Here is a 24,778-nt window from a genome sequence, read left to right as displayed (position 1 = left end):
CTGATTATAACGGCCGGCCCTGACGGGAAGTCCCGCCATGCCACTCCTGTCCGTTGGGTGTCACGAACAGAGGGCTCGCTCGTTTTCTATCACCACGTGGCCATCTTTAATGACAATCCGCGCGTGATTGATTCCCAGGTGATAGGGCAGGTGGCGATAGTTTGAACACGAAAAGACGACAAGGTTTGCCGGGTCGCCCACGGTAATCCTGCCGTATGTGTTCAAACCAAGTGCCAGGGCCGCTCCTCGGGTGGCGGCCCAGTAGGCCTCGGCGGCGGTCAGCCCGTTCTCCAGGCAGGCGAGCCCCAGGGAGAGGGGAAGGTTCTCGCTCATGGCGGAGCCGGGATTGAGGTTGGTGCCGAGCGCCACGTTGACGCCCGCGTCGCGCAGCTTGCGCCCGGGGGCGTAGGGCCGCACGCGCAGGAAGAGGGTGGAGGTGGGCACGAGGACGGCGGTGACGCCGGCCTGGGCGAGGGCGCGGATGCCCGCGTCGCTCACGTTCTCCAGGTGGTCCGCGGTGGCGGCGCCCAGCTCGGCCGCCAGCTCGGCGCCTCCGCCCGAGGTGAGCTGATCCACGTGCAGCCGGGGCTTCATCCCCAGCTTCTGGGCGGCCGTGACAATCCGCCGGGCCTCCGTGTGGGAGAAGGCGCCCTGCTCGACGAAGACGTCGCAGAAGCGCGCCAGCCCCTGCTCGGCCACGGCGGGGATGATCTCCTTGATGCAGAGATCCATGTAGGCCTCGCGCCACTCCCGGTACTCCTCGGGGACGGCGTGGGCGCACATGAGCGTGGGGATCAGCTCCAGGGGCTGGAGCGTGGAGAGCCGCTGCACCGCCTTGAGCATCTTCAGCTCGTCCTGGAGGGACAGGCCGTAGCCGCTCTTCACCTCGGCGGTGGTGATGCCGTACTCCAGCATGAGCTGGAGGCGGGGCAGGGCGAGCCGGATGAGATCCTCCTCGCTGGCGAAGCGGGTGGCGCGCACGGTGTTGGCGATGCCGCCGCCGGCCTGGGCGATCTGCAGGTAGGTGGCGCCCTGGCAGCGCAGATCGAACTCCGCGGCGCGCTCACCGGCGAAGACGGCGTGGGTGTGGGGATCCACGAAGCCGGGGCCCACGAACTGGCCGTGGGCATCCAGCACCCGGGTGGAGGGGCCCACGGCGCCCTTGGGCAGACTGCCCTCGGGGCCCACGTACCAGACCTTCCCCCGGCGCACGCCGACACAGGCGTTGGGCTGGGGGGTGAGGGCGCGCTCGGCGGGCTCCTGGTGGGAGCCCTCCACGGTGAGCACCTCGGAGGTGTTGCGGATCAGCAGCTCCAGGGTTTCCATGCGTCACGTCACTCGGTGATGCCGGGGATGCGGACGCCGCGCTCGTGGGCGACCTGGACGGCATCCGGGTAGCCGGCGTCGGCGTGGCGCAGCACGCCCATGGCGGGATCCGAGGTGAGCACGCGCTCGATGCGGCGGGCGGCCTCGGGGGTTCCGTCGGCGACAATGACCTGGCCGGCGTGCAGCGAGTAGCCCATGCCCACGCCGCCACCGTGGTGGAAGGACACCCAGGAGGCGCCATTCACCGCGTTCACCAGGGCGTTGAGGATGGGCCAGTCGGCCACGGCGTCCGTGCCGTCCTTCATGGACTCCGTCTCGCGGTTGGGCGAGGCCACCGAGCCGCAGTCCAGGTGATCGCGCCCGATGACGATGGGGGCCTTCACCTCGCCCTTGCGGACCATCTCGTTGAAGCGCAGGCCGGCCTTGGCGCGCTCGCCGTAGCCCAGCCAGCAGATGCGCGCGGGCAGGCCCTGGAAGGCGATGCGCTCACGCGCGAGGGTGAGCCAGCGGCGCAGCGACGCCTTCTCGGGGAAGAGCTCCAGCACGGCCTCGTCGGTGCGGCGGATGTCCTCGGGGTCTCCCGAGAGCGCCACCCAGCGGAAGGGCCCGAGGCCCTCGCAGAACATGGGGCGGATGTAGGCGGGGACGAAGCCGGGGAAGTCGAAGGCGTTCTCCAGGCCGGCGAGCTGGGCCTGGGCGCGGATGTTGTTGCCGTAGTCGAAGACGTGGCTGCCGGCCTTCGCGAAGTCCAGCATGGCCTCCACCTGCATGGACATGGACTGGCGGGCCTTCTCGACGTAGGCCTTGGGGTCGCGCTTGCGCAGCTCGGCGGCGGACTCCAGGGTCATGTCCGCGGGGATGTAGCCGTTGAGCGGATCATGCGCGCTCGTCTGGTCGGTGACGAGATCCGGCTTGATGCCGCGGCGGTACAGCTCGCGGAACACCTGGGCGGCGTTGCCGATGATGCCGATGGAGCGGCCCACGCGCTGCTTCTGGGCCTCCCTGGCGAGGGAGATGGCCTCGTCGAGGTCCTTGGCGATGACGTCGAGGTAGCGGGTCTCCACGCGGCGCTGGGCGCGGGTGGGATCGATCTCCACGCCGAGGAAGACGGCGTTGTTCATGGTGGCGGCGAGGGGCTGGGCGCCGCCCATGCCGCCGAGGCCGCCGGAGAGGACGAGCCGGCCGGAGAGGTCATCGGAGCCGAAGTGGACGCGGCCGGCCTGGGCGAAGGTCTCGTAGGTGCCCTGGAGGATGCCCTGGGTGCCGATGTAGATCCACGAGCCGGCGGTCATCTGGCCGTACATCATGAGGCCCTTCTTCTCGAGCTCGAAGAAGTGGTCCCAGTTGGCCCAGCGGCCCACGAGGTTGGAGTTGGCGATGAGGACGCGGGGAGCATCCGGGTGGGTGCGGAGGATGCCCACGGGCTTGCCGGACTGGACGAGGAGGGTCTCCTCGTCGGTGAGGCGGCGCAGGCCGTCGACGATGCGGTCGAACGAGGCCCAGTCGCGGGCCGCCTTGCCGATGCCGCCGTAGACGACCAGGTCCTCGGGGCGCTCGGCCACGTCGGGGTCCAGGTTGTTCATCAGCATGCGGAGGGCGGCTTCCTGGACCCAGCCCTTGCAGGACAGGGCGGTTCCGCGGGGGGCTCGAATGGTACGGGACATGCGCCGACACTAACCGAAGCCGAGGGGGGATGTGCGTCCGAGTTGCGGAGTTTCCCCTACAGAAGACGGAATGCCCGTCATCAGCGGAACAGCGGTCCGCGAGCGGTCACTCCGGCCCTTGAGAATCCGGCGTCTTGCGCCGCAGGGCCACGAACTCCGCGGCGAAGTCGAGGAACTTGAGGGCCGCCCGCTCGTGATCTCCGTCGCAGTCGCGGAGGTACTTCACGTGCCAGCCCTCGGGCGGTGCCTCATGTTTCACATCGCGGAGCCAATCCAAGAAGTCCTGCCACTCCTGATCCTCTCCGCCGTTGAATTGGGTGTTGGAGGCCCATCCGAGGATGAATGAGAGGAGTGAGTCGACCGTGTCACATCCCGTGACGAACCAGAGACCCCGCTTCATCAAGATCTGCTGACGAGCATAGAGCAGCGCATCTATCAGCCCGACCCGGCGCCCACGCCATTCCTTGGGGATGGGCTCCTCTTTAACGATTCGTTTACCGGTCATGGGGTCTGCACTACCTCTTCCACGACTTTGCATCCGGGTGATGTGCTGAGCCGGCCCATGTACTCACGGAAGTGCAAGCCCGCCGGGCCGGTGTAGGCATCAATGATCTTGTCCCCGAGCCGGATGGCCACATGGTACCCCTGAGTCGAGATTTGATGGGTCCTGGTCAACACGCCTTTTTGAATCTCGTCGAAGCCTAGCAATCCACTGGGACCTTTGACGGTAAAGCGCATGAACTCCGGGTTTTGTCCGAGCCGGGTCAAGCCCTCGTGGATGGTTTTCGCGACCTTCACGCACTCGCCTGCCTTCTGGTTGGCGACCGCGAAGGCGTTCTGGAACGCCACCAGCCAGCCTGGTACCCGGCCGATGTCCTTGAGGAGCAGGTACTTGTCGACGACGCAGTCGAGGTCCCCCGCGAGGAGGCAGGCCTTGAGCCGGGCCCGGATCGACTCGTCTCCAGGCAGGGGCGGGCTGCCGAGCACGAGAGTGGGGAGGGATGGCATCACGGCTGGAGCCGAGGCCAGTCCCCGTGGAGGCAGCAGGCAGAGCAGGACGAGGAGGATGGTGATGGTTCCTCCCCTGGCGGGTATCGAGGCCTTCATGGCGAGCCACCCTGTATGCACGTGACGCGGGACGTCCGGGCCGTTCCGTGCTACCACGCACCGCGCCATGAGCCGCATCTATCGTTCGCTTCCTCCCGCTGGTACCCGGATTGGTCTCGCTTTCTCGGGTGGTCTCGACACCCGCGCCGCCGTGGCGTGGATGTCCCGCAAGGGTCTCGAGGTGTACGCCTACACCGCCGATCTCGCCCAGCCCGACGAGAAGAACCCCGCCGACATTCCGCCCATCGCCATGACGCACGGCGCGAAGCAGGCCCGGCTCGTGGACTGCCGCGAGGCCATGGTGCGCGAGGGCCTCGTCGCCATCCAGTGCGGCGCCTTCCACCTCTCCGTCGGCGGCAAGAAGTACTTCAACACCACGCCCCTGGGCCGCGCCGTCACCACCACCGCCATCGTCCGCGCCATGCGCGAGGACTCGGTGAACGTCTTCGGTGATGGCAGCACCCACAAGGGCAACGACATCCAGCGCTTCTACCGCTACGGCATCCTCGTCAACCCGGAGCTGCGCATCTACAAGCCCTGGTTGGATCCCGAGTTCGTCAACGCCTTCGGTGGCCGCAAGGAGATGAGCGAGTTCCTCGTCTCCATCGGCATGCCCTACAAGATGGGCACCGAGAAGGCCTACTCCACCGACGCCAACGTGCTCGGCGCCACGCACGAGGCCAAGGATCTGGAGCACCTCAACAAGGGCATGAACATCGTGGAGCCCATCATGGGCGTGGCCCACTGGCGCCCCGAGGTGGACATCCGCCCCGAGCGCGTCACCGTGGAGTTCGCCCAGGGCCTGCCCGTGTCCCTCAACGGCAAGCGCTTCCCCTCGCTCTTCGAACTCTTCCTGGAGTGCAACCGCATCGGCGGGCGCCACGGCCTGGGCATGAGCGACCAGCTCGAGAACCGCGTCATCGAGGCCAAGAGCCGCGGCATCTACGAGGCCCCTGGCATGGCGCTGCTCCACATCGTCTACGAGCGCCTCCTCTCCGCCATCCACAACGAGTCCACCACCGACCTCTACTTCTCCCTGGGCCGCCGCCTCGGCCGCTTCCTCTACGAGGGCAAGTGGTTCGACCCCGAGGCCCTCCTGCTCAAGGATTCGCTCACCCGGTGGGTGGCTCCCAGCATCACCGGCAGTGTCACCCTCGAGCTGCGCCGCGGCGACGACTACACCCTGCTCGACACCCAGGCCGTGCACATGGCCTACGACCCGGACAAGCTCTCCATGGAGAAGGTCGCCAGCGCCTTCACCCCGGAGGACCGCATCGGCGCCCTGGAGATGCAGAACCTCGCCGTCGGCGACAACCGCGGCCTGCTCCTGCACCACCTCGCCAGCGTTCGCAGCCTCTCCGAGGGCACCCCCACCGGCACGGGCATCGCCCAGTTGCTCGGCGACGGCGAGAAGGAGTGAGGTCTCCCAAGAATTCTCGGTTTGCGTGAATATGGGAATCCCGAGCCGGGGATGAGCCCCGGCGGTCAGGAGATTCCCCCATGCGAACCGGACGGTTGTTGCTGCTCTCCACGCTGACGCTCGCCTCGTGTGGCCCCCTCGTCGAGGAAGAGGCCACGCCAGGCGAGCGCGCGGATGCGCTGATCACCGACGTGGACCTGGATGGCATCGACGATGCCTTCGAGGACCAGCTCGCGGCGAAGTTCGCGCCCGAGGTTCGGCTGGCCCCGGACTCCATCGACTGGGCGCGGCCGGCCAATGTGGACTGGTACCTGGCGCGCGTGCACATGCGCTTCGATCACTCGGGGTGCCCGGACTGCGAGGTGCTCGCGCTGGCCACGCCCACGCAGAGCAACCTCTCCACCCAGTCCCACAAGACGAAGGGCACGTTCTGCACCCACACCAGCACGGTGTACTACTCGAACGCGTCGCGGAAGGAGTTCTTCCTCCAGCCGCCGGATGACAACGTGCACAAGGGCACGACGTCCTCCGGGTGGCGCGTGTACGTGCACACGAAGAAGAGCGTGGTCGTCTCGGGCGGCTACGACATCCAGTACTGGTTCTTCTACCCGTACAACGACTCCTACGCGTCCGTGAACCACGAGGCCGACTGGGAGCACATCACCGTGTCCACGGACGCGGCCGGCAATTTCCAGTCCGCGTGGTACGCGGCGCACAGCGGCGGCCATCGCTACAGCGCCTCGCAGCTCAAGTGGAACGGGACGCACCCCATCGTGTACTCGGCGGATGGCTCGCATGCGAGCTACCCCACCGCGGGCACGTACCCCACCGAGGTGTCGGGCTTCGATGACCACTCCTACGAGGGCGGCCCGGTGTGGCAGACGTGGACCAACTGGGTGAACGTGGGCGAGAAGGGCGCGCCCCGCAACGGCCAGAACTTCATCAAGTACGGAGGCCGCTGGGGCGAGGTGGGTGAGCTCGACGCCACGAGCGGCCCGCAGGGCCCGTCCTTCCAGGGCGCCTGGAACAACTACTGAGTCAGCCGCGCACCCGTATCACCACCTTGCCGCGCGCCTGGCCCGACTCGGCATGGGCGATGGCCTCGCGCGTCTGGTCGAAGGGGAACACCCTGTCCACGTGGGGGCGGAGCTTGCCCGCCTCCACCAGGTCCCCGAGCTGGCGCAGCTGTTCGCCGTTCGGGTTCATGAAGAGGTAGGTGTAGCGCACGCCGTGCCGCCACGCGGCGAACGTTGCGCGTGCCCCCACCAGCGCGAAGACGGGCCAGAGCACCGGAGACACGCCCCAGGAACGGGCCAGGGCCATGTCCGGGCGGTCCGTGATGGAGACGACGATGCCGCCCTTGCGCGCGCTCTTGAAGCTGCGCAACTGGGTGTCCGCGCCCACGGTGTCGAACACCACGTCCGCGTCCCGCACCACGTCCTCGAAGCGCTGGGTGCGGTAGTCCACCACTTCGTCCGCGCCGAAGCCCTTCACCAGCTCCATGTTCTTCGCGCTCGCGGTGGCCACCACCCGCGCTCCGAGGTGCCGGGCGAGCTGCACTGCCACCGAGCCCACACCTCCCGCGCCCGCGTGCACCAGCACCTTCTGGCCGGGGGAGAGCTTCGCCACGTCCACCAGCGCCTGCCACGCGGTGAGGCCCACCAGGGGCAGGGACGCGGCCTCCTCGTAGGACAGCCGGGACGGCTTGAGGGCTACGACGTTCTCGGGCGCCACCACCTCCTCGGCGAAGGCACCAGGGCGATCCTTGTCCAGACGCGACCACACCGCGTCGCCCGGCTTGAAGGCCTTCACCTCCGGCCCCACCTCCAGCACCTCGCCGGCGCAGTCATTGCCGAGGACGAGCGGGAAGCGGTACCGCAGGAGGATGCGTGCCGTGCCCTGACGGACCTTCCAGTCCACAGGGTTGATGCTCGCCGCGTGCACGGCGATGCGGACATCGCGAGGGCCCAGGGGAGGGGAGGGCAGCTCGCCCTGCTCGAGGACCTCGGGTCCTCCGTAACGGCGGATGAAGAAGGCGCGCATGGTGGGCCCATGGTGCGGTTCTTTCGTGCCCGCGTCTATGTTCGGGCCATGACGTCCTCCGTTCATGTTCCCGCACGGGCTCGCGAGCTCGGTGTCGCGCCGGGAATCTTCCGTCCCGGTGCCCACAATGCCCTCACCGACGTGGCGGGCGTGCTCGTGGGGCATAGCACCGTCATCGATGGGGACTCCGTGCGCACCGGTGTGACGGCGATCCGCCCGCACGCCGGCAACCTCTTCCACGAGCGCGTGCCCGCCGCGGTCGTCACCGGCAATGGCTTCGGCAAGCTGATCGGCTCGACGCAGGTGAACGAACTGGGCGAGCTGGAGACACCCATCCTGCTCACCAGCACACTCAGCGTGTGGCGCGTGGCGGACGTGCTGGTGGACTGGATGCTGGAGCAACCCCGGATGGGCAAGGTGCGCTCGCTCAATCCCGTGGTGGGTGAGACCAACGACGGCCGTCTGAACGATATCCGCTCGCGCTCCATCACCGCGGCCCACGTCCGCCAGGCGCTCGACTCCGCGAGCGGAGGCCCGGTGCCCGAGGGCTCGGTGGGCGCGGGCACGGGCACCATTGCCTTTGGCTGGAAGGCGGGCATTGGCACTTCGTCCCGGGTGCTTCCCGCATCGCTCGGCGGGCACTCGGTGGGCGTGCTGGTGCAGAGCAACTTCGGTGGAGTGCTGCAGGTGCTCGGCGTGCCCGTGGGCATCGAGCTGGGACGCTACGCCTTCCAGAAGGACGTGGCGGAGGAGCGGGGGGATGGCTCCATCGTCATCGTCGTCGCCACCGACGCACCGCTGCTCCACCGCAACCTCCAGCGGCTGGCGGCTCGTGCGTTGATGGGGCTCGCGCGCACGGGCTCCAACGCGTCCAACGGCTCGGGCGACTACGTGATGGCGTTCTCCACGCGGAGGGGCGGGAGCGCGGAGCTGCCGAACGATGACATGACGCCGCTCTTCCAGGCCGTCATCGAGGCCACCGAGGAGGCCATCTACAACTCCCTGTTCACCGCCACCGCGGTGACGGGTCAGGGCCTCACCGTCGAACCGCTTCCGCTGGACCGCGTGCACGAGCTGCTGGCCCGGTTTGGCGCGGGTTCGCGGTAGTCCCAGTCTGGTCCGACGCCAGCCCGACCTGGCCGCTTCCCTGCGGCGGCGCCCCCTTCTATCCTGGCCGGGCGAACCGTTTCAGGAGGAGGTGCGAGCCATGAATCGAGTGAAGAAGGCTTCGTGGTGGGCCGTGGTGATGGCCGGTGGGTTGATGTTGGCACTGCCGGCGGCGGCGCAGAAGAAGCCCGCGGCGGACTGCCGGGGCACGTGCATGTCGAGGGCCAACACGGAGGTGGAGTCATGCGCGAAGGCCTGTCCCGTTCCCGGCAACGATCCGTCGTCGCGTGAGGCCGCCGGCAAGTGCATGAACCGCTGTGCGGAGAAGTTCCGCGCCGCCGAGGCGTCCTGTGAGAAGACCTGCCCGGCCCCGAAGAAGGAGGACCAGACCCACTAGGCAGGTCCGTCACCCCAGGGCCTGGGCCGCGATGGCATGGAGGTACTCCCTCCTGCCCGGGGCCCGGGTCCCGTGGAGCTGCATCATGGGCGCAGGCACGTTCCGCTCGAGCCCGAGCCCCGCCACCCACTCGCTCAGCCCGGTGAATCGTGGGGGGATGTCCACCCGCACGGTGCCCTCGAGGCCTCGGAGCAGTCCGGCCAGGAGGCTCCGGGCGATCGGCTCCTCCCGGGCGATGAGGGGACCCACCATCGTCGAATCGAGATTGGGCCACGCCAGGCCATAGCCCACCACGTGTCCGCCCCGCTCGGCCACGAGCGCGCGGTGCGCCATCCGGTGCAGGGCCTGGAGCAACTCCCGCCGGGGCGCCCCGAAGGCATCCGCGTCCAGCGTGGCGGCGGCGTCCAGCTCCTCCCCGGTCATCGCTCGCACCCGCGTGTCCGCGACGGCCACTTCCTCGGGCTGCCGGGCGAGCCGCCCCAGATGCTTCACCACCTCGCCGACCTGGACGAAGCCCAGTTTCTCGTAGAGGGGCCGGCCCTGATCCGTCGCGAACAGGAGCGTGGGGATGGGACCGATGTGCTCGAGCGCCTGCTCCATGAGGCGCCGTCCGAGCCCCTGCCGCTCATGGGAGGGAGACACCACCATCATCCCGATCGACGCCGCCTCGCGCCCATACGGCGTGATGAGGACCGTGCCCGCGAGTCCACCTTCCGGTGCGTCCACGCCGAAGCCAGTCCCCAGCTCCAGGATCATCCGCCACTTCAGCTCTTCCGGCGCCCAGTCGCGCTTCACGGCGAGCGCGAGACAGGCGGGCAGGTCATCCAGGGTGAGTCTCCGAATGCGCATGCGGCCGCCTATACCACGGGGCTCAGGCCTCTCGCGCGAAGGCGCCGTACACCGAGGCGAAGCCCGTGGCCGCCAGCCCCACCAGGAACAGCACGGGCCCCAGCAGCAGCCCGCCATGCACCAGCGTCCACACGAGTCCCAGCACCACCACGCCGATGGGCGCGAAGCGCAGCCAGTGTGGCCCCGGCACTTCCGGGCGCAGCGCCATCAACGCCAGCACCCCGAGCAGCAGCAGCTCCATGGCCACGGAGAAGGACTGGTCCCAGCCCTTGTCGTAGCTCTCCTCGATGAGCCCGTAGATGAAGTCCTCCGAGGCCGTCGGCGCGTCCACCACGTGCAGCTCCGGCGGCGCCTCCGGCACCGGGCCCGAGCTCCGCGCCGTCACCGTGGGCACCCAGGTGAGGAACAGCGACAGCAGGCACAGCGCCACGCCCCCGAGCGCCACCGGGCCCAGTCCCCGCAGCAACGCGCGGGGCTCGAAGAGGCGGTTCCACCCGTTCTGTCCCACGTACACCTTGCGGTACTGGTCGTAGCCCAACAGCGCCGCGCCTCCCAGCCACAGCAGCGGCGTGACGCCAAGGCCCAGCATACGGAGCGCCAGGGCCGCCACCACCACCACGAACAGTGCCGGCACCACCGGGCGCATCAACGAGGCCGGAACCCAGTCCACCAGCGGGTGCCGCTCACCGGCGTCGCGCAGCTCGCGCGCCGCCACCATCCAGCCGCCGCTCACCACCACCAGCGACCAGAAGGGACCCACTCCCGCGAAGAAGGGCAGGATGGAGAGCACCAGCGCCACGCCGAGCAGCCCCACGCCCGCCACGCTCGGCGAGTGTCCCGGCACGTGCGCCAGCCACACCGGCCCGTCGTACGGTGGTGCCTTGGAACGCCCTGGCGAGTGCAGACCCGGGTCCGTGTCCTCGGCCTCGTCCGGGGCGGGGACGATGGCTCGCGCCGCCACCGTGCTCCGGGAACGCCCCGTCGTCGCCATCGCGCTCACGCCGGTGTTCGTCCGGCGGATCGTCCCGGGAGGTGGGGGAGGGGGCATCTTCGCCCCACAGTTCTCGCAATAGCGCAGGGTCTCGTCCCTCGCGCCCTCTCCGCACTGCTTGCACCGCATCGGGAAACGGCCTCCGGCAGCACCCCGGGCCCTGGGGTTGCGCCGCGCGGAGTATACCGGATTTCCCGGCGCCCTACTTCCAGGCGACGTGGTAGGCGCAGCTGGCTCCTCCGCGCTTGCGGCAGGGCCGGGCGGCGTCATGGAGGATGGTGGCGGAGGGCTGGAACCGCTGCGCCATGGCGATGATGATGCCCCGGTCGAAATCGCACGGGTAGGGCGTCGTGCTCTCCATGGTGATGAGGTTCTTCCCCGGCGTGTGCGAGTAGTTGTAGTGGCCGATTCCCTCGCGCATCTCGCCCGTGTCGGGGCTGAACATGGACTCGCGGCGCACGGCGTGGTTCATGTGGTACGCGACGTCGATGCACTTCAGGCCGCTGTGGATGTCCGTCACCGTGGGCGGGAAGACGGCGTTCTTCGGCGTGGTCATGCCCGACTGGAACAGCAGCACGTGGCCGAACTCGTTGCCGATCCGCTCCAGCGTCTTCAGCCAGCGCTCCAGCGGATACCAGGCGCTCGGCTCGAACTTCACCGCTCCGGTGCCGTCATCGGCGCCCAGGCCCTCCTCGAGGAGGATCTTGTTGGCGATGAGCGTGAACGAGCCGAACCCGTCGATGACGATCTGCAGGTTCGCGCCCAACACCTGGAACTGCCCGGGAGCAATCTGATTCCGAGGAGTCGTCAACTTGGTCTCCTGCTTGAGGTCCAACGCGGGACGCCCCGGGTTGGGATTGAGCTGGCTGTGCATGGTGGTCACCTTTCAGGCTGCGACGAGAGAGGGAAGCAGGGGCTACTGTCAGATATCGCGCACGTCACTCGGGCAGTTCACCGACGTCTCGCCGCGATCCGCGATGGCGTTGCCGCAGCGCGGGGGGCAGTCCGAGGGGCTGTTCTTGTGGTTCTCGCCCGCGCTCACCAGGCACAGCCCGTCCCCGGAGAAGGGCGTCGGCAGGGCGAAGGCGTTCGGCCAGAGGGTGGGCTGCCCGCGGTCACCCGGGGCGAACCGGAACCAGAGGCCCCAGACGAAGTGGGTCACGTCCTGCGTCTTCTCCCAGCCACGCCGCGCGAGGTTCGCGCCCAGGGAGGGGGCGGACTCCAGCGCCGAGGCGCTCGCGAAGTCCGGAACGCCAGGGGTCACCGGGCCCACGCGCTCCATCGTGTACACGATGGCCGCCAACCGCTTCTCCGGGTTGTAGACGAGCCACACGCTGGCCAGCCCGCGCGCCTTCGCCTCGGACACCAGATCCTTCCAGCGCGACTCGAGATAGCCGCGGTGATTGCCCTTGGGCAGAGAGAAGCGCTCGGTCCGGACCACGTGCTGCCGGTTGCGCAGATCCTTGAAGTCCTTCAGGCCGATGACGCTGTAGGCCGTGCACTCGGTGCTGGCGAAGTAGGACCGATCCTTGAACACGACGCCATCCAACCGGTACTCGTTGGGCGCCCACCAGGCGTACTCCTCGGCGTGCTTCACCGTGTCCAGCAGGTAGCGCCCACCGCTGTAGAGGTGCGGATCCGTGGCCGTCGGAAGGCGCAGCGGCAGGTACTTGAAGAGGACGCCCGGCCGGGCCGACATGTACATCCGGTCCCGCTCGATGATCGCCGGGGCCAGATCCACCGGGAGCGTGGGGTAGAGCTTGTAATCACAGAAGGTCGCGCCTCGAACGCCGTGGGAGACGCCCCTCTCTCCCTCCGTGGCCTCGAGCTGGATTTCCTGCTCCGTCTGCTCCGTCGTCAGCGCCGGCTCCGGCAGCTCGCTTCCGCCACCGCAGGCCATCACCAGAACACTCAGCGCGAACAGTCTCTTCATGGCAGTCACCCCGGAGCTCTCGAGTGGCGTCACCGCGACTCTCGGATTGCTATAGGGCAAGCCTCGTGCCCGCTTCGCACGGGGGCTGGATCGCGCAAGTGGCTGCGAAATTTCTGGGACCTGACGTTCGAGCACGGGGAAAGCCCGTGCAATCCGGCTAACCGTTGGCGGTCATTCATGACCCCTGTGTCATTCGTGACCAGGATCTCCGGGTGTGGCGTGACCGCGCGGATTCCTGCAGCCACCTCGGAAGTTCCTGCCACCGTGCCGGTATGACTCCGGGGCCAACGCAATGCGCTTCATTGCCCCTGAACCATTGCGTCACGGATGGTGCCGGTTTTCCGCGGGAATTGCTCACCGGGTTCAACCTGGGGTCTTTGGCACCCTCACCCCGACCCTCTCCCGGGGGGAGAGGGGAGATGTGTCCTCTTGGGGTGAGTGCTTCGTTACTGCTTCGCGCTGGCGGCGCTCGACGACAGCTCGCGCATCCACTGCGCCATCGACTCGGGATCGATCGGGCCCACATGCTTGCCCCGGATGATGCCCTGTGCGTCGATGAAGTACGTCTCCGGCACACCCGCCACTCCGTACGCCACGGCCACGCCGGAGTTCTGATCGATCAGCTGCGGGAAGCTCGCGCCCATCCGCGACAGGAACTGCTTCGCGTTGTCCTCGGTGTCCTCGAACACGACGCCCAGGAACTGCGCCTGTCCGCCGAACTCCCGCGCGCCCCACTCCAGCACCGGGTGCTCCATCTTGCAGGGCCCGCACCACGACGCCCAGAAGTTGATGACCATCGGACGGCCCTTGAGCTGCTCCGACGTCACCCGCGTTCCGCTGTCCAGCGCCTTCAGCGTGAACGCTGGCGCCGGCTGGCCCTTCAGCATGAAGGGCACCTCGCGCGGATTGCTGCCGAAGCCCCTGGCCAGCACCGCCAGCAACCCCAGGCACAGCACCACGAAGCCCACTGTCAGGCGCCAGTTCATGCCGCACCTCCCGGATGGATGCCCACGTTCGGCTCGGGCGAGGCCCCCGCCGCCGGGGTCTGCTCCTGCTCCTGCGCCGCCGCCCGGGCCCGCCGCGCCGGCCACACCGCGATCAACGTGCCCAATACCAGCAGCGGAATGCTCCACCAGATCCACCCCACCAGCGGGAAGATCCACGCGTTGAAGCTCGCCGTGCCCCGGTCCTCGGAGAAGGCCATCAGCGACACGTACAGGTCTTCCTTCGCCGTCTCGCGCACGGCCGGCGTTCCCACCGGATCCGTCATGCGCTCGTAGTAGTTCATCCGGGGCGCCATCTCGCTGACGTCCCCGTTGGGCGCCGTCACCTGCACCCGCGTGGCCACGAAGGAGCGGTGCGGCTCCTGGCCGCTGGTGAGCCCCAGGTACTTCACCTGGTAGCCGCCAATCTTCAGCGTCTCACCGATGCGCACCGTGCCCGAGGTGTGCGTCACGAACGCGGAGGAGGCCGCCACCGACACGAAGATCATCACGATCCCCAGGTGCACGATGTAGCCGCCGAAGCGCCGCCGGGCCTTCGCCGCGCTGCCCAGGAGCGCCGTGACGAAGCCCTCGTTCTTCTCGCTCATCCGCACCTTCACCGGCAGCGCCAGCTCGCGCAGGGTGATGACGGTGACGAAGCCCGCCAGCCCGAACGTCAGCAGCGGGTAGAAACCCCGCAGGCCCGCCAGCAGGCACGCGCCCACGATGGCCGCGCCCACCGCCGCCGGCACCCAGAAGCGCTCGCGCACCAGCTTCGGATCCGCGCTGCCCCACGGCAGCATCGGGCCCACGCCCATCAGGAACAGCACCATCACCCCGCCGGGCACCGCCATCTTGTTGAAGTACGGCTCGCCCACGCTCACCCGGATGCCGCGCAAGGCCTCGGAGATGAGCGGGTAGAGCGTCCCCAGCAGCACCGTGAAGGTGATGGCCACGAACACCAGGTTGTTCACCAGGATCGTGGTCTCGCGCGACAGCATGGACTTGATGTCGCTCTCGGCCACCAGCAGATGCCCGCGCACGGACAGCAGCGCGATGCACACGAACATCAGCACCGCGATGAACACCAGGAACGTGGGGCCGATGTCCGACTGCGTGAAGCTGTGCACCGAGTTGAAGATGCCGCTCCGGGTCATGAACGTGCCCAGGATGGTCAGCACGAAGCTGCCCAGCACCAGGCTCAGCGTCCACAGCTTCAGCATCTTCTTGCGCTCGTGCACCAGCGTGGAGTGCATGAACGCGGTGGCCGTCAGCCACGGCAGGAAGGACGCGTTCTCCACGGGATCCCACGCCCAGTAGCCGCCCCAGCCGAGCACCGCGTACGCCCACCACGAGCCCAGGATGATGCCCACCGAGAGGAACAGCCACGCCACCAGCGTCCAGCGGCGCAGCGGGGCCATCCACGCGTCACCCATCTGCCCGCGCAGCAGCGCCGCCACGGCGATGCCGAAGGGCACCGTCATGCCCACGTAGCCCAGGTACAGCATGGGCGGGTGGATGATCATCAGGTAGTGGTTCTGCAGCAGCGCGTTGGGACCCGGACCGTCCGTGGGCACCGGCGACACCGTGTGGAACGGGTTGGCCGGCCCGGCGATCAGGAAGGTGAAGAAGACACCCACCGCCAGCATGGTGCCCAGCGCCAGGGACATGTAGCGCCCGTGCTCGTTGCGGTGCACCAGGGCGAAGGCCAGCACGTAGCCGCCCATGATGACGCCCCAGAAGAGGATGGAGCCCTCGAGCGCGCTCCACAGCGAGACGATCTTGTAGACCGTGGGCGTCGCCCGGCTGCCGACCTGCGCCACGTACGCGACGCTGAAGTCGTTGGTGAGCAGCGCCCACTCCATCACCACGTTGGCGCCCAGCATGCAGAGGAAGAAGCCCCACACGCAGCGCATCACCCAGGGGAAGGCCGCGTCGTCGCGGCGCATCCCGCCCACCAGTCCCACCAGCGCCCCGAAGCTCGCGAACGCGAGCCCGGCGAGCACCAGCCCGTATCCCAACGTGCTGTTCACGGAGTCCTCGCCGCGGCCGTGGTGGCTTCCTGCTTCTGCATCTCCTCGAACATCTTCTTCACGTCATCATCCGTCTTGGGCGCCCGGTACTCGTTGGAGTGGTTCACCATCAACCGGCTGCCCTCGAAGACCTGGGACTTGTCGAACGTGCCCTCCACCACCACGCCGATGCGCTCGCGGAACATCTGCGGCGGCACCTCGGTGGTGCGCACCAGCACCGCCGCCGCGCCGGGCTGCTCGTCGTCCATGACGCGGAAGTGCAGGGTGGTGTGCTGCTCGTTCCACTGGATGCTGCCCGGCTGCACCTGCCCGCCCAGGCGGATGGTGGGGCCGTAGGCCTTCTCGCCCTGGGCCACCATCTCCGAGGGCCTCCAGTAATAGACGAGGTTCTCCCCGATGTTGCCAAAGGCCACCAGGGACAGGCCCGCACCGGCCACCAACAGGGACACCACGGCGATGACACGGTTACGCGTCTGCTGCGTCATGGCTCACTCCTTCGAGTCGTGGGAGGCCTGGCCGGGACGGCGCAGCCAGAGGGACAGGGCGTACAGCGACAGCGATGCCCAGGCGATGATGTAGGCGGCCCAGATGTACTCCCAGCCACCCTGGATGCGGCCCGAGCCCACCTGGGCGAGCAGCGGGGACAGATTCAGTGCGGTGATCATCAGGCGACCTCCGAAGCGCGGTTGGGGCCGGGCACGTCCGTGGGGAGCGCCTCGGGCATCGCCACCTCCGCCTCACGCGTGGCCAGGGCGGTGCGGTAGCGGTGCAGCAGGAACAGGGTGAGGAGGATGAGGCTCGCCCACGCGTTGACGCGCAGCGCCAGCGTCATGTCCGGGTCCACCGTCTTCGGGGTGGACTGAATCTGGTGCAGGCTGCGCCACCACTTCACGGAGAACCACACGATGGGCAGGTTGACGAACGAGATGATGCCCACCACGGAGCTCCACACCGCCCGCTTCTCCGGATCCTCCACGAAGCGGCGCAGCGCCATGTAGGCCACGTACGTCACCAGCATGATGGCCATGGCCGTGAGCCGCGGATCCCAGTCCCAGTACGTGCCCCAGGTGGGCTTGCCCCAGATGGCGCCCAGCACCAGGCCATAGGTACCGAAGAGCAGGCCCACCTCCGCCGAGGCCTCCGCCAGCGCGTCCGTCTTCCAGCTCGACTGCAGCAGGTAGCCCACGCAGCAGGCGAAGTTCAGCACCAGCACCAGCATCGCCATCCACATGGCCGGCACGTGGACATAGATGATGCGGTAGACGTCGCCCATCTCCCGCTCGGACGGCGTCCACACCAGGCCCATCCAGTTGCCCAGCGCGAGCAGCGCCAGCCCCAGCGCCGTCATGCCCAGCAGCACCGGACGCCCGTTGACCCGCGAGCGGGGAGGCGCCCACTTCACGCCCAGCCAGACGCCCAGGCCCACCGACGCGAGCGCCGCCACCGCCGAGCCTACTTGCAGCACCGTCTTCAGGAGATCGCTCATGACCTCTAATCCTCGATGACCCGGGGGAACAGGAGGAAGCCCAGCCCCCAATAAATCAGATTGAAACCGATGAGTAGCCCGTACCATGAGCCCAACTGATTCATCGGGTCGCCCTGCAAAACGAGCGATGTCGCCTTCGCGGCGGCGAGCAGCGCGGGAATGATGAGCGGGAACAGCAACAGCGGGAGCAGCACGTCTCTTGCCCGCGCGTTGCTGGCGATGGCCGAATACACCGTGCCCGGCGCGCTGATGGCCATGCAGCCGAGCGTCACCGTGGCGGCGAACGAGCCCAGGCCCATGGTCACGGTCACCCCGTAGAGGGCCACCATCACCGGGATGAGCAGGGCGCCGAGCAGCATCAACAGCAGGGCGTTGCCCATCGCCTTGGACAGGAAGATGGCGCGCGCGTCCGCCGGGGCCAGCCGCAGCCCGTCCAGCGTGAGGTTCTCCTGCTCCACCCGGAAGGACTCGCCCAGGGCGAGCACGCTGGCGAACAACAGCGCCAGCCACAGGTAGCCGCCCGCGTTGCGCGCCAGCACCTTCGTGTCCGGCCCCACCGCGAAGGAGAAGAGCAGCAGCGTGGCCAGCGCGAAGAAGATGAGCGCGTTGAGGCGCGCCCGGGTCCGCCATTCGATCAGCAGATCCTTCGCCAGCAGCACCCCCACCGTCTTCAGCAGGGAGATGGGTCGCGCGCCCCTCATGCCGCCACCGCCCGGCCTTCCTGCAGGTGCAGGCGCTCCTCGCACAGGGCCATGCCCTGCTCGATGAGGTGGGTGGCCAACACCACGGTGACGCCCGAGTCCTTCAGCTCGCGGATGATCTTCTCCATGGCCTCGATGCCGGCCGGGTCCAGCTCGCCAAAGGGCTCGTCCAACAGCGCCACCGCGGGGGCCTTCATCAACAGCCGGGCGATGGCCAGGCGCTTGCGCATGCCCGCGGAGAACTGGCGCACCGGGCTGTCCGAGCGCTTCGTCAGCCCCACCTTCACGAGCAGCTCCCCGGCCACGTCCGCCGGAGCGTCCATGCCGAGCAGCCGCGCCAGCACCACCAGGTTCTGGTGGGCCGTCAGATCCTCATAGAGGAAGCTCGCGTGCGACAGCAGGGCCACCTCGCGGCGCACCATGTCGCGCTGGGTCACGCAGTCGTTGCCGCGCACCTCGACCCGGCCATGAGTGGGGGAGAGCGCCGTGGCCACCAGGCGCAACAGGGTCGTCTTCCCCGAGCCGTTGTGTCCCGTGAGCAGCAGGGAACGGCCCTGGGGGAGGGAGTAGCTGAGACGCGCGAGGGCCCAGCGGCGTCCATACCGCTTGCTGACGTCATGAAGGGCGAGCGCGGGGGGCGGCGCGGAGCGGGCTTCCATCGGCGGAAGCGTTCGTAACTGGAAATTTCTCCACACTCCAGTGAAAGCGGGCTCGTCTGGTTGCACAGGAGCCTGGGAGCGGGGCCCCAGGACGAGGCCTGGACCCCCGGGCGTCAGCCCGTCCCCGGGTCCCGGGCGGGTGTAGGAGGTCCCCACTACACCCCTCGGAGGGAAATCCGGGGGCATGCGGCGGAGGGAAGTTTTTTCAATCGCCTGGGCGCTTTTCCCCGGGGCCCTGTGAGGTGGTGGGCTCGGGAAGGGCACCGCGAGCCCTTGTCCGGGGCGGAACGGCAGATCTTTCCGCCTGTTGACGCCTCGCTTGCGCCGATCCTGCGGCATGGACGTATCCGGATGGGAACGGACTTACCTTTCCCAGGGGCTCGGCCTTCCCGCGACACGGTGCGGGGCGGCTGGCATCGCGCGTGCACACGCTGAGGCACGGAGTTTGGGCGGCGGGCATCTAGGGGAGGGATTCAGCGATGGACATGCGGGGAATGATGCGACGGGCGATGAAATCCGCGGCGGCGGGGGTGCTGCATCACAGCGGCCTCCGCAAGGCGCTCGCGGCCTATAGGCGCCATCAGTCCGGGGGGCGTCGCATCCTCATCGTCAGCTACCACCGGGTGGTGGCCGACTTCACCGGAGAGCTACAGCGCTCCATTCCAGGTCTTCTCATTTCGCAAGAGACGTTCCGGAAGCACCTCGAGGGGCTGTCCGCGGCAGGCTACGAGTTCGCCTCGCTGGGGGACGCGCTGGACGTGATGGCCGGGAGGCGTGTGGCGCAGAAGGATCTGTGCGTCGTCTCCTTCGACGACGGCTACCGGGACGTGTACCGGTACGGCTACCCCGTGCTGAAGCAGATGGGCGTGCCGGCCATCACCTACCTGCCGGCGGCCCTCATCGGCACCGGGCAGCGCTTCAACCATGATCGGCTCTTCCACCTGGTGCGGATGGCGCAAGCGCGGGGCTACAAGCCCGTGTTCGACGTGATGCCCGCGCCCACCACGGAGCTGTTGGACACCGTGCTCTCCGGGCGCAAACGGCTGTCGGCGGCGCTCGATGACTTCATCGGCCGCTACCCGACCTCCACGCTCGTGGAGACCATCCAGGCCCTGGAGGAGCGGCTGGGCACCGGCCCGGAGTTGCTCCCCGACCAGGGAGACCTGATGGACTGGGAAGAAGTGCGGCGGATGGTCAAGGACGGCTACGACTTCGGCGCGCACACGCTGGGGCACGTGGTGCTCACGCACGAGCCGCTCGACGTGGTGGAGCGCGAGGTGCGCGAGTCCAAGGCCATCATCGAGCGCGAGGCCGGCATCACCGTGCGCGACTTCGCCTACTGCAACGGCTGGTACTCGGACGAGGTCATCCGCGTGCTCAAGGCCAACGGGTTCCGCTCGGCCGTCACCACCGAGGACATGCCCAACCTCATGGGCGGCGATCCCTTCACCCTCAAGCGCAAGGTGCTCTGGGAGAACTTCAGCGTGGGCATGACGGGCACGTACTCGCAAACCCTCACGGTGTGCCAGCTGGATGACTGCTTCAGCACGCTGGGCATGCGCGCGCCCGTCCTCGGACGGCGCCTGCAGAACGCCCCGCGCGGCGAGGTGGTCTGGTGAGCGAAAAGCAGGTCCCCGCGGCAGCCCCCGCCTCCTCGTTCCTGGGGAAGGCGGGGCCCTTGGTGCTCGCCCGGTTGCTCGGCGCCGGGCTCACCTTCTGCATTCCCTTCGTCCTGGCGCGGGTGCTGGGCAAGGAGGAGTACGGCACCTACTTCCAGCTCTTCCTGATCGCCACGACGCTCTACTACGTGCTGCCCTTCGGGGTGGTGCAGAGCCTCTACTACTTCCTGCCTCGCGCCGACGAGAAGCGTCCCTGGCTGGGCCAGACGCTCCTCTATATGACCGGCGCGGGCCTGGTGGCCGGTACCCTGGTGTGGACGCTGCTCGGGCCCGTGGCGCGGCAGTTCAACAACCCGGCGCTGCTCGAGTTCCGCGCGCCGCTCGCGGCCTACACCGCGCTGCTGCTCGCCGCCTTTCCGCTGGAGATCTCCCTCACGAGCCAGGGCCGGACGAAGCACTCGGCCTTCGTGTACGCGGTTTCCGAGGTGGTGCGCACGGCCGCCATGGTGGTGCCGTGCCTGTTGGGCTTCGGCCTGCACGGGATGATGCTGGCGGTGGCGGGCTTCGCGCTCGTGCGCTTCGTGGCCGCGTGGGTGGTGGTGCCGCGGGGCACGGGGCCGTTGCTGCGCCCCGGGCTGTGGCGCGAGCAGATCGTCTACGCGGCGCCCTTCGGCCTGGCCATGGCGGTGGCCATTCCCCAGCAGAACGCCCACCTCTACATGGTGGCAGGCGCGGTGGCCCCGGCGCTCTACGCCGTCTACCGCGTGGGGTGCAGCCAGCTGCCCCTGGTGGATCTGCTCTACACGCCCACCAGTGAGGTCCTCATGGTGCGCCTGGGCGAGCTGGAGAAGCAGGGGCGCCTGGAAGAGGGCGTGGTGGCCTTCCGCGAGGCCGCCGGCAAGCTGGCCTTCGCCTTCCTTCCCTTCGCCGCGTTCCTCTTCGCAGCGGCGCCCGAGTTCATCGGCACCTTCTATACGGCGGAGTACCTCGCGGCCGTTCCCATCTTCCGGGTGAGCGTGCTGGGCGTGGTGTTCGCCATCCTCCCCATGGACGGCGTGCTGCGCGCCCGGGGGCATACGCGCTCCATCCTCTATTCGTACCTGTTGAAGGCGGCGGTGACGGTGCCGCTCGTCTGGGTGGGCGTGAAGCAGTTCGGGTTGATGGGCGCCGTCGTGTCCTGGGCCGTGGCCGAGGTGGTGGGCAAGCTCTCGCTGCTCGTGCGCGTGCCGGCGGCGCTGTCCACGCCCGAGCACCCGCTGCGCATCCGCGACGTCATCCCCTGGCGGGAGTTGAGCAAGGCCTCGCTCGCGGCCGGAGCCGCCGCGGCCAGCGTCTTCCTGCTACGCGCCGGCACCGTGCATGCCTGGGGCGGCCTGCCCGAGGGTTTCCTCTGGAGGGCCCTGCCGCTCGCGCTCGCCGGGTTGCTGTTCGGCCTGGGCTATGTGGGCGTCCTGTACGCCACGGGTGTGCGGCCGCTGAGCGTGCTCGCCAGCCTGCGCGCCCGCCGCGCCGGGTGAGCTTCAGTCGTCCAACATCCGCGGAGGTGGGAGGTGGACGATGGGGAATCTGGGGGGGGTTCCCGCCCCGGAGGGCGGGTACCTAGCTTGGGGCTCCGTACAACCAGGGGAGAGGCGTGATGGGGATTGATGCGATGTCGATGTACCGGCTGGGACGCAAGCTGTACCTGCGGGGCATTCCCGTGTTGCCAGCCGTGCTGCGCAAGGCCATCCACTACCTGCATGGCTCGTACATCCCCGCGGAGACGGAGATCGGCGAGGGCACGCAGTTGGGCTACGGCGGCATGGGCATCGTCATCCACAAGGACGCGCGGATCGGCCGTCACTGCCTCATCTCGCACCAGGTGACCATTGGTGGGCGCTCGGGCCTGAAGGATCTGCCGGTGATCGGCGACTATGTGCGCATTGGTGCGGGCGCGAAGATCCTCGGCAACGTCCGCATCGGCGACTTCGCGGTGATCGGCGCCAATGCCGTGGTGGTGAAGGACGTGGCCCCTGGCGCGGTGGTGGGCGGTATTCCCGCCCGGGAGATCCGCCGGGACGCGGATCCGCTCGCCGCCTACGAACGAGAGATGGGGCTGCGCCCGCCAATGCCGCGCCCCGAGTCCGTCGATTCGACGGAGTCCCCGCAAGCGTCGTCCGCCGCGCAGTAGACGAGACAGGAGGCAGGGCATGCGAGTGCTCCTCGTCGGAGACTATCCGCCGCCGCATGGTGGCGTGGCCGTGCACGTCCAGCAGCTCCACGGGTACCTGCGCGAGCGCGGGGTGGAGACGGTGGTGCTGGACATCGGAAAGGGGGGCCGGCCGGCTCCGGACGTCATTCCCGTCCGCACCCCCACCCAGTATGGCAAGCGGCTGGCGGGCTTCCTGCGCGAGGGGTGGACCGTCCACGTCCACACCAGCGGCAACAACCCGAAGTCCTGGATGCTCGCGGCCACCGCCGGTGTGAGGGCACGGGCACCCCGTGTCATCACCCTGCACTCGGGGCTGCTGCCGGACTACCTGGCCTCCTCCGTGTCGAGGCGGGCCTTCGCTCGCGTGGCCCTGGCCGGGTACTCGCGCGTGGTGGCCGTGTCCGAGGCCGTGGGCGAGGCGCTCGCGCGCTGCGGGGTGCCCGAGGAGAAGCTCGTGGTGTACCCGGCCTTCTGCGGCTCGCAGGTGCGGCCGGGGAGGGTGAGCCCGGAGATCGAGGCGGCGCGTGCCCGCCGCCTGCCCCTGCTGGCCATGGCGCACCACCCCTCGCCCGTCTACGGCCGCGGGTTGATGTTCCGCGCGCTGCGGATGATCGCGGACGAGCTGCCCGGGGTGGGGCTCGCGGTCTTCGGGCCGGGGACGCGCTCGGAGGAGTTCCTGCGGGATGCCCGCGAGCACCGGGTCGAGGAGCTCATCGAGGACATGGGCGAGCTGGAGCACTCGCGGGCGTTGGCGCTGATCTCGCGCTGCGATGCCTTCATCCGGCCCACGACGCACGACGGGGATGCCATCTCCGTGCGCGAGGCGCTGGCGCTCGGCGTGCCGTGCGTGGCCAGTGACGTGTGCGGGCGGCCGCACGGGACGTACACGTTCCGGGCGGGCAACGCGGAGGGTCTGGCCGAGCGGGTGCACCACGCGCTCGAGAAGGGGCCCGCGCAGGTGGTGTCACCGGATGCCGGACCGGTGCTGCTGAAGCTCTACGGCGATCTGGTGCAACCGACGATTCTGGGAGGAGGCGAGACACATGCGGCGCAGTGAAGATTTGGAGCTGGCCCGCCGGGCGCTCCGTGGCAGGGATCTGGTGGTCTTCTCCAACGACTGGGATGGGGACCCGCTGTCCAAGGTCCACATCATGCGGATCCTCTCCCGGGACAACCGCGTCTTGTGGGTGAACAGCATCGGCAACCGGGCACCCAAGGCCAATGCGCACGACGTGAAGCGCATCTGGAACAAGCTGGCGAAGTTCACCGAGGGCATCCACGAGGTGGAGCCCAACCTCTTCGTGCTCGCCCCGCTGGCGATTCCCTTCTACGGCTCGGAGCTGGTGCGCGCCGCGAACCGGGAGCTGCTGCGTGCGCAGGTGCTGCGGGCCATGCGCAAGCTGCACTTCAAGCGGCCCATCTCGTGGTCGTTCCTCCCGGCCTCGGCGCCGGTGTCCGGACGGCTGGGCGAGGAGTTCGTCGTCTACCACTGCGTGGACGAGTTCTCGGCCTTCAGCGACACCAACGGCAAGCACATCGCCGAGATGGAGGAGCAGCTGCTGAAGCGGGCGGACCTGTGCATCACCTCGGCGGAGCGGCTGAGGGAGAACAAGGTGCGGGTCAACCCGAGCACGGTGCTGGTGCGCCACGGCGTGGACTTCAACCACTTCGTGAAGGCGTGTGATCCAGCCACGGTGATTCCCGAGGACATCGCGAACCTGCCCAAGCCGATCTTCGGCTTCTTCGGGCTGGTGGCGGACTGGGTGGACCTGGAGGCGATCGCCGCGACGGCGCGGGCGCATCCGGAGGGCTCGGTGGTGGTGATCGGCAAGGTGGCGCCGGACGTGGATCCGGCGGTGCTGAAGGCCGAGAAGAACATCCACCTGCTGGGGCGCAAGCCGTACTCGGCGCTGCCGGGCTACTGCAAGGCGTTCGACGTGGCGCTCATGCCCTTCAAGGTGAACGAGCTCACGCTCAACGCGAATCCGCTGAAGGTGCGCGAGTACCTGGCGGCGGGCGTGCCGGTGGTGTCCTCGGACATTCCCGAGGTGCGCAAGGTGGGCCTGTGCAAGCTGGCGAAGGACACCGAGGACTTCGTGCGCAAGGTGGACGAGTGCCTCGCCGAGGGCGCCGGTCCCAGCCGCGAGCGCGCCGAGCGCATCCGCCACGAGAGCTGGGAGGCCAAGGTGGAGGAGATCCGCGGCTTCGTCGGCGAGGCCATGGTGAAGGCCGGGCGCGGATTGTAGACGGACGCGAGGTGCCCCGGCAG

The 24,778-nt window shown here is 68.6% G+C and carries 25 protein-coding genes; 9 read left to right on the top strand and 16 right to left on the bottom strand.

The window, feature by feature from the left end:
- Positions 1–60: 60 nt before the first annotated feature.
- From hutI to BO221_RS28180, 4 genes are all read right to left on the bottom strand, one after another.
- A complete protein-coding gene (gene hutI, locus BO221_RS28195) occupies positions 61–1,326 on the bottom strand; it encodes an imidazolonepropionase (RefSeq protein WP_073563599.1) in 1,266 nt (421 codons plus the stop codon).
- A gap of 8 nt (positions 1,327–1,334) precedes the next feature.
- Complete coding sequence (gene hutU, locus BO221_RS28190; RefSeq protein WP_073563598.1) at positions 1,335–2,990, bottom strand: urocanate hydratase; 1,656 nt, start codon at positions 2,988–2,990, stop codon at positions 1,335–1,337.
- Between the two features lie 106 nt (positions 2,991–3,096).
- A complete protein-coding gene (locus BO221_RS28185; RefSeq protein ID WP_143195721.1) occupies positions 3,097–3,495 on the bottom strand; it encodes a hypothetical protein in 399 nt (132 codons plus the stop codon).
- Positions 3,492–4,097 carry a hypothetical protein gene (locus BO221_RS28180; RefSeq protein ID WP_143195720.1) on the bottom strand — a complete coding sequence of 202 codons (606 nt, stop codon included), beginning with the start codon at positions 4,095–4,097 and terminating at the stop codon, positions 3,492–3,494. The genes BO221_RS28185 and BO221_RS28180 overlap by 4 nt, the downstream gene beginning before the upstream one ends.
- A gap of 67 nt (positions 4,098–4,164) precedes the next feature.
- On the opposite strand from BO221_RS28180, the gene argG reads away from it, so the two are divergent.
- Together argG and BO221_RS28170 are read left to right on the top strand one after the other, a co-directional pair.
- On the top strand, positions 4,165–5,517 hold the full coding sequence (argG, locus tag BO221_RS28175; protein ID WP_073563595.1) for an argininosuccinate synthase: 1,353 nt from the start codon (positions 4,165–4,167) through the stop codon (positions 5,515–5,517).
- An 80-nt stretch (positions 5,518–5,597) separates the two neighbouring features.
- Positions 5,598–6,554: a Vps62-related protein gene (locus BO221_RS28170; protein ID WP_143195719.1), complete on the top strand. Its 957-nt coding sequence runs from the start codon at positions 5,598–5,600 to the stop codon at positions 6,552–6,554.
- A gap of 1 nt (position 6,555) precedes the next feature.
- Here the strand turns inward: BO221_RS28170 and BO221_RS28165 are convergent, their stop codons facing one another.
- Entirely contained in the window at positions 6,556–7,560 is a 1,005-nt protein-coding gene (locus BO221_RS28165) for an NADP-dependent oxidoreductase (RefSeq protein ID WP_073563593.1), read from the bottom strand.
- A 48-nt stretch (positions 7,561–7,608) separates the two neighbouring features.
- Here BO221_RS28165 and BO221_RS28160 point away from each other — a divergent pair, with 48 nt between their 5' ends.
- Positions 7,609–8,667: a P1 family peptidase gene (locus tag BO221_RS28160; protein WP_143195718.1), complete on the top strand. Its 1,059-nt coding sequence runs from the start codon at positions 7,609–7,611 to the stop codon at positions 8,665–8,667.
- A 100-nt stretch (positions 8,668–8,767) separates the two neighbouring features.
- Positions 8,768–9,064, top strand: coding sequence for a hypothetical protein (locus BO221_RS28155; protein WP_073563591.1), 297 nt, complete (start codon positions 8,768–8,770; stop codon positions 9,062–9,064).
- Between the two features lie 9 nt (positions 9,065–9,073).
- Here the strand turns inward: BO221_RS28155 and BO221_RS28150 are convergent, their stop codons facing one another.
- From BO221_RS28150 to ccmA, 11 genes are all read right to left on the bottom strand, one after another.
- Complete coding sequence (locus tag BO221_RS28150) at positions 9,074–9,913, bottom strand: GNAT family N-acetyltransferase (protein ID WP_073563590.1); 840 nt, start codon at positions 9,911–9,913, stop codon at positions 9,074–9,076.
- Between the two features lie 22 nt (positions 9,914–9,935).
- Positions 9,936–11,033, bottom strand: a complete 1,098-nt coding sequence (locus BO221_RS28145; protein WP_073563589.1) for a hypothetical protein — start codon at positions 11,031–11,033, stop codon at positions 9,936–9,938.
- A 73-nt stretch (positions 11,034–11,106) separates the two neighbouring features.
- Positions 11,107–11,778: a hypothetical protein gene (locus BO221_RS28140; protein ID WP_083681434.1), complete on the bottom strand. Its 672-nt coding sequence runs from the start codon at positions 11,776–11,778 to the stop codon at positions 11,107–11,109.
- Positions 11,779–11,826: 48 nt separating this feature from the next.
- The gene (locus tag BO221_RS28135; RefSeq protein ID WP_073563588.1) at positions 11,827–12,837 is read right to left on the bottom strand and encodes a hypothetical protein; all 1,011 of its coding nucleotides are present in this window, start codon (positions 12,835–12,837) and stop codon (positions 11,827–11,829) included.
- Between the two features lie 446 nt (positions 12,838–13,283).
- Complete coding sequence (locus BO221_RS28130; RefSeq protein WP_073563587.1) at positions 13,284–13,823, bottom strand: redoxin domain-containing protein; 540 nt, start codon at positions 13,821–13,823, stop codon at positions 13,284–13,286.
- A complete protein-coding gene (locus tag BO221_RS28125; RefSeq protein WP_073563586.1) occupies positions 13,820–15,853 on the bottom strand; it encodes a heme lyase CcmF/NrfE family subunit in 2,034 nt (677 codons plus the stop codon). The genes BO221_RS28130 and BO221_RS28125 overlap by 4 nt, the downstream gene beginning before the upstream one ends.
- Positions 15,850–16,338 (bottom strand): cytochrome c maturation protein CcmE, encoded by a 489-nt coding sequence (locus tag BO221_RS28120; RefSeq protein ID WP_073563585.1) that lies wholly within the window; start codon positions 16,336–16,338, stop codon positions 15,850–15,852. Before BO221_RS28120 ends, BO221_RS28125 begins: the two co-directional genes overlap by 4 nt.
- Before the next feature lie 3 nt (positions 16,339–16,341).
- Complete coding sequence (locus BO221_RS55525; protein WP_198956195.1) at positions 16,342–16,518, bottom strand: hypothetical protein; 177 nt, start codon at positions 16,516–16,518, stop codon at positions 16,342–16,344.
- The gene (gene ccsA / locus BO221_RS28115) at positions 16,518–17,201 is read right to left on the bottom strand and encodes a cytochrome c biogenesis protein CcsA (RefSeq protein WP_073563747.1); all 684 of its coding nucleotides are present in this window, start codon (positions 17,199–17,201) and stop codon (positions 16,518–16,520) included. The genes BO221_RS55525 and ccsA overlap by 1 nt, the downstream gene beginning before the upstream one ends.
- 143 nt (positions 17,202–17,344) lie before the next feature.
- Positions 17,345–18,040: a heme exporter protein CcmB gene (locus tag BO221_RS28110; protein ID WP_043408698.1), complete on the bottom strand. Its 696-nt coding sequence runs from the start codon at positions 18,038–18,040 to the stop codon at positions 17,345–17,347.
- The gene (gene ccmA / locus BO221_RS28105) at positions 18,037–18,699 is read right to left on the bottom strand and encodes a heme ABC exporter ATP-binding protein CcmA (protein WP_073563584.1); all 663 of its coding nucleotides are present in this window, start codon (positions 18,697–18,699) and stop codon (positions 18,037–18,039) included. The genes BO221_RS28110 and ccmA overlap by 4 nt, the downstream gene beginning before the upstream one ends.
- Positions 18,700–19,208: 509 nt before the next feature.
- Between ccmA and BO221_RS28100 the strand changes: the two genes are divergently transcribed.
- From BO221_RS28100 to exoP, 5 genes are all read left to right on the top strand, one after another.
- The gene (locus BO221_RS28100) at positions 19,209–20,318 is read left to right on the top strand and encodes a polysaccharide deacetylase family protein (protein WP_073563745.1); all 1,110 of its coding nucleotides are present in this window, start codon (positions 19,209–19,211) and stop codon (positions 20,316–20,318) included.
- Complete coding sequence (locus BO221_RS28095) at positions 20,315–21,835, top strand: lipopolysaccharide biosynthesis protein (protein WP_073563583.1); 1,521 nt, start codon at positions 20,315–20,317, stop codon at positions 21,833–21,835. The genes BO221_RS28100 and BO221_RS28095 overlap by 4 nt, the downstream gene beginning before the upstream one ends.
- A gap of 119 nt (positions 21,836–21,954) precedes the next feature.
- Entirely contained in the window at positions 21,955–22,488 is a 534-nt protein-coding gene (locus tag BO221_RS28090; protein WP_073563582.1) for a serine O-acetyltransferase, read from the top strand.
- Positions 22,489–22,507: 19 nt separating this feature from the next.
- Positions 22,508–23,566, top strand: coding sequence for a glycosyltransferase family 4 protein (locus tag BO221_RS28085; protein ID WP_073563581.1), 1,059 nt, complete (start codon positions 22,508–22,510; stop codon positions 23,564–23,566).
- Complete coding sequence (gene exoP / locus BO221_RS28080; RefSeq protein WP_073563580.1) at positions 23,553–24,755, top strand: spore coat polysaccharide biosynthesis glycosyltransferase ExoP; 1,203 nt, start codon at positions 23,553–23,555, stop codon at positions 24,753–24,755. Before BO221_RS28085 ends, exoP begins: the two co-directional genes overlap by 14 nt.
- Positions 24,756–24,778: the final 23 nt, after the last annotated feature.

Origin of the sequence: Archangium sp. Cb G35 (genome assembly GCF_001896145.1) — a bacterium.
Classification (GTDB): Bacteria; Myxococcota; Myxococcia; order Myxococcales; family Myxococcaceae; genus Archangium; species Archangium violaceum.
The sequence above is the reverse complement of the archived record's forward strand: the minus strand, read 5'-3'. Positions and strand labels throughout refer to the sequence as shown.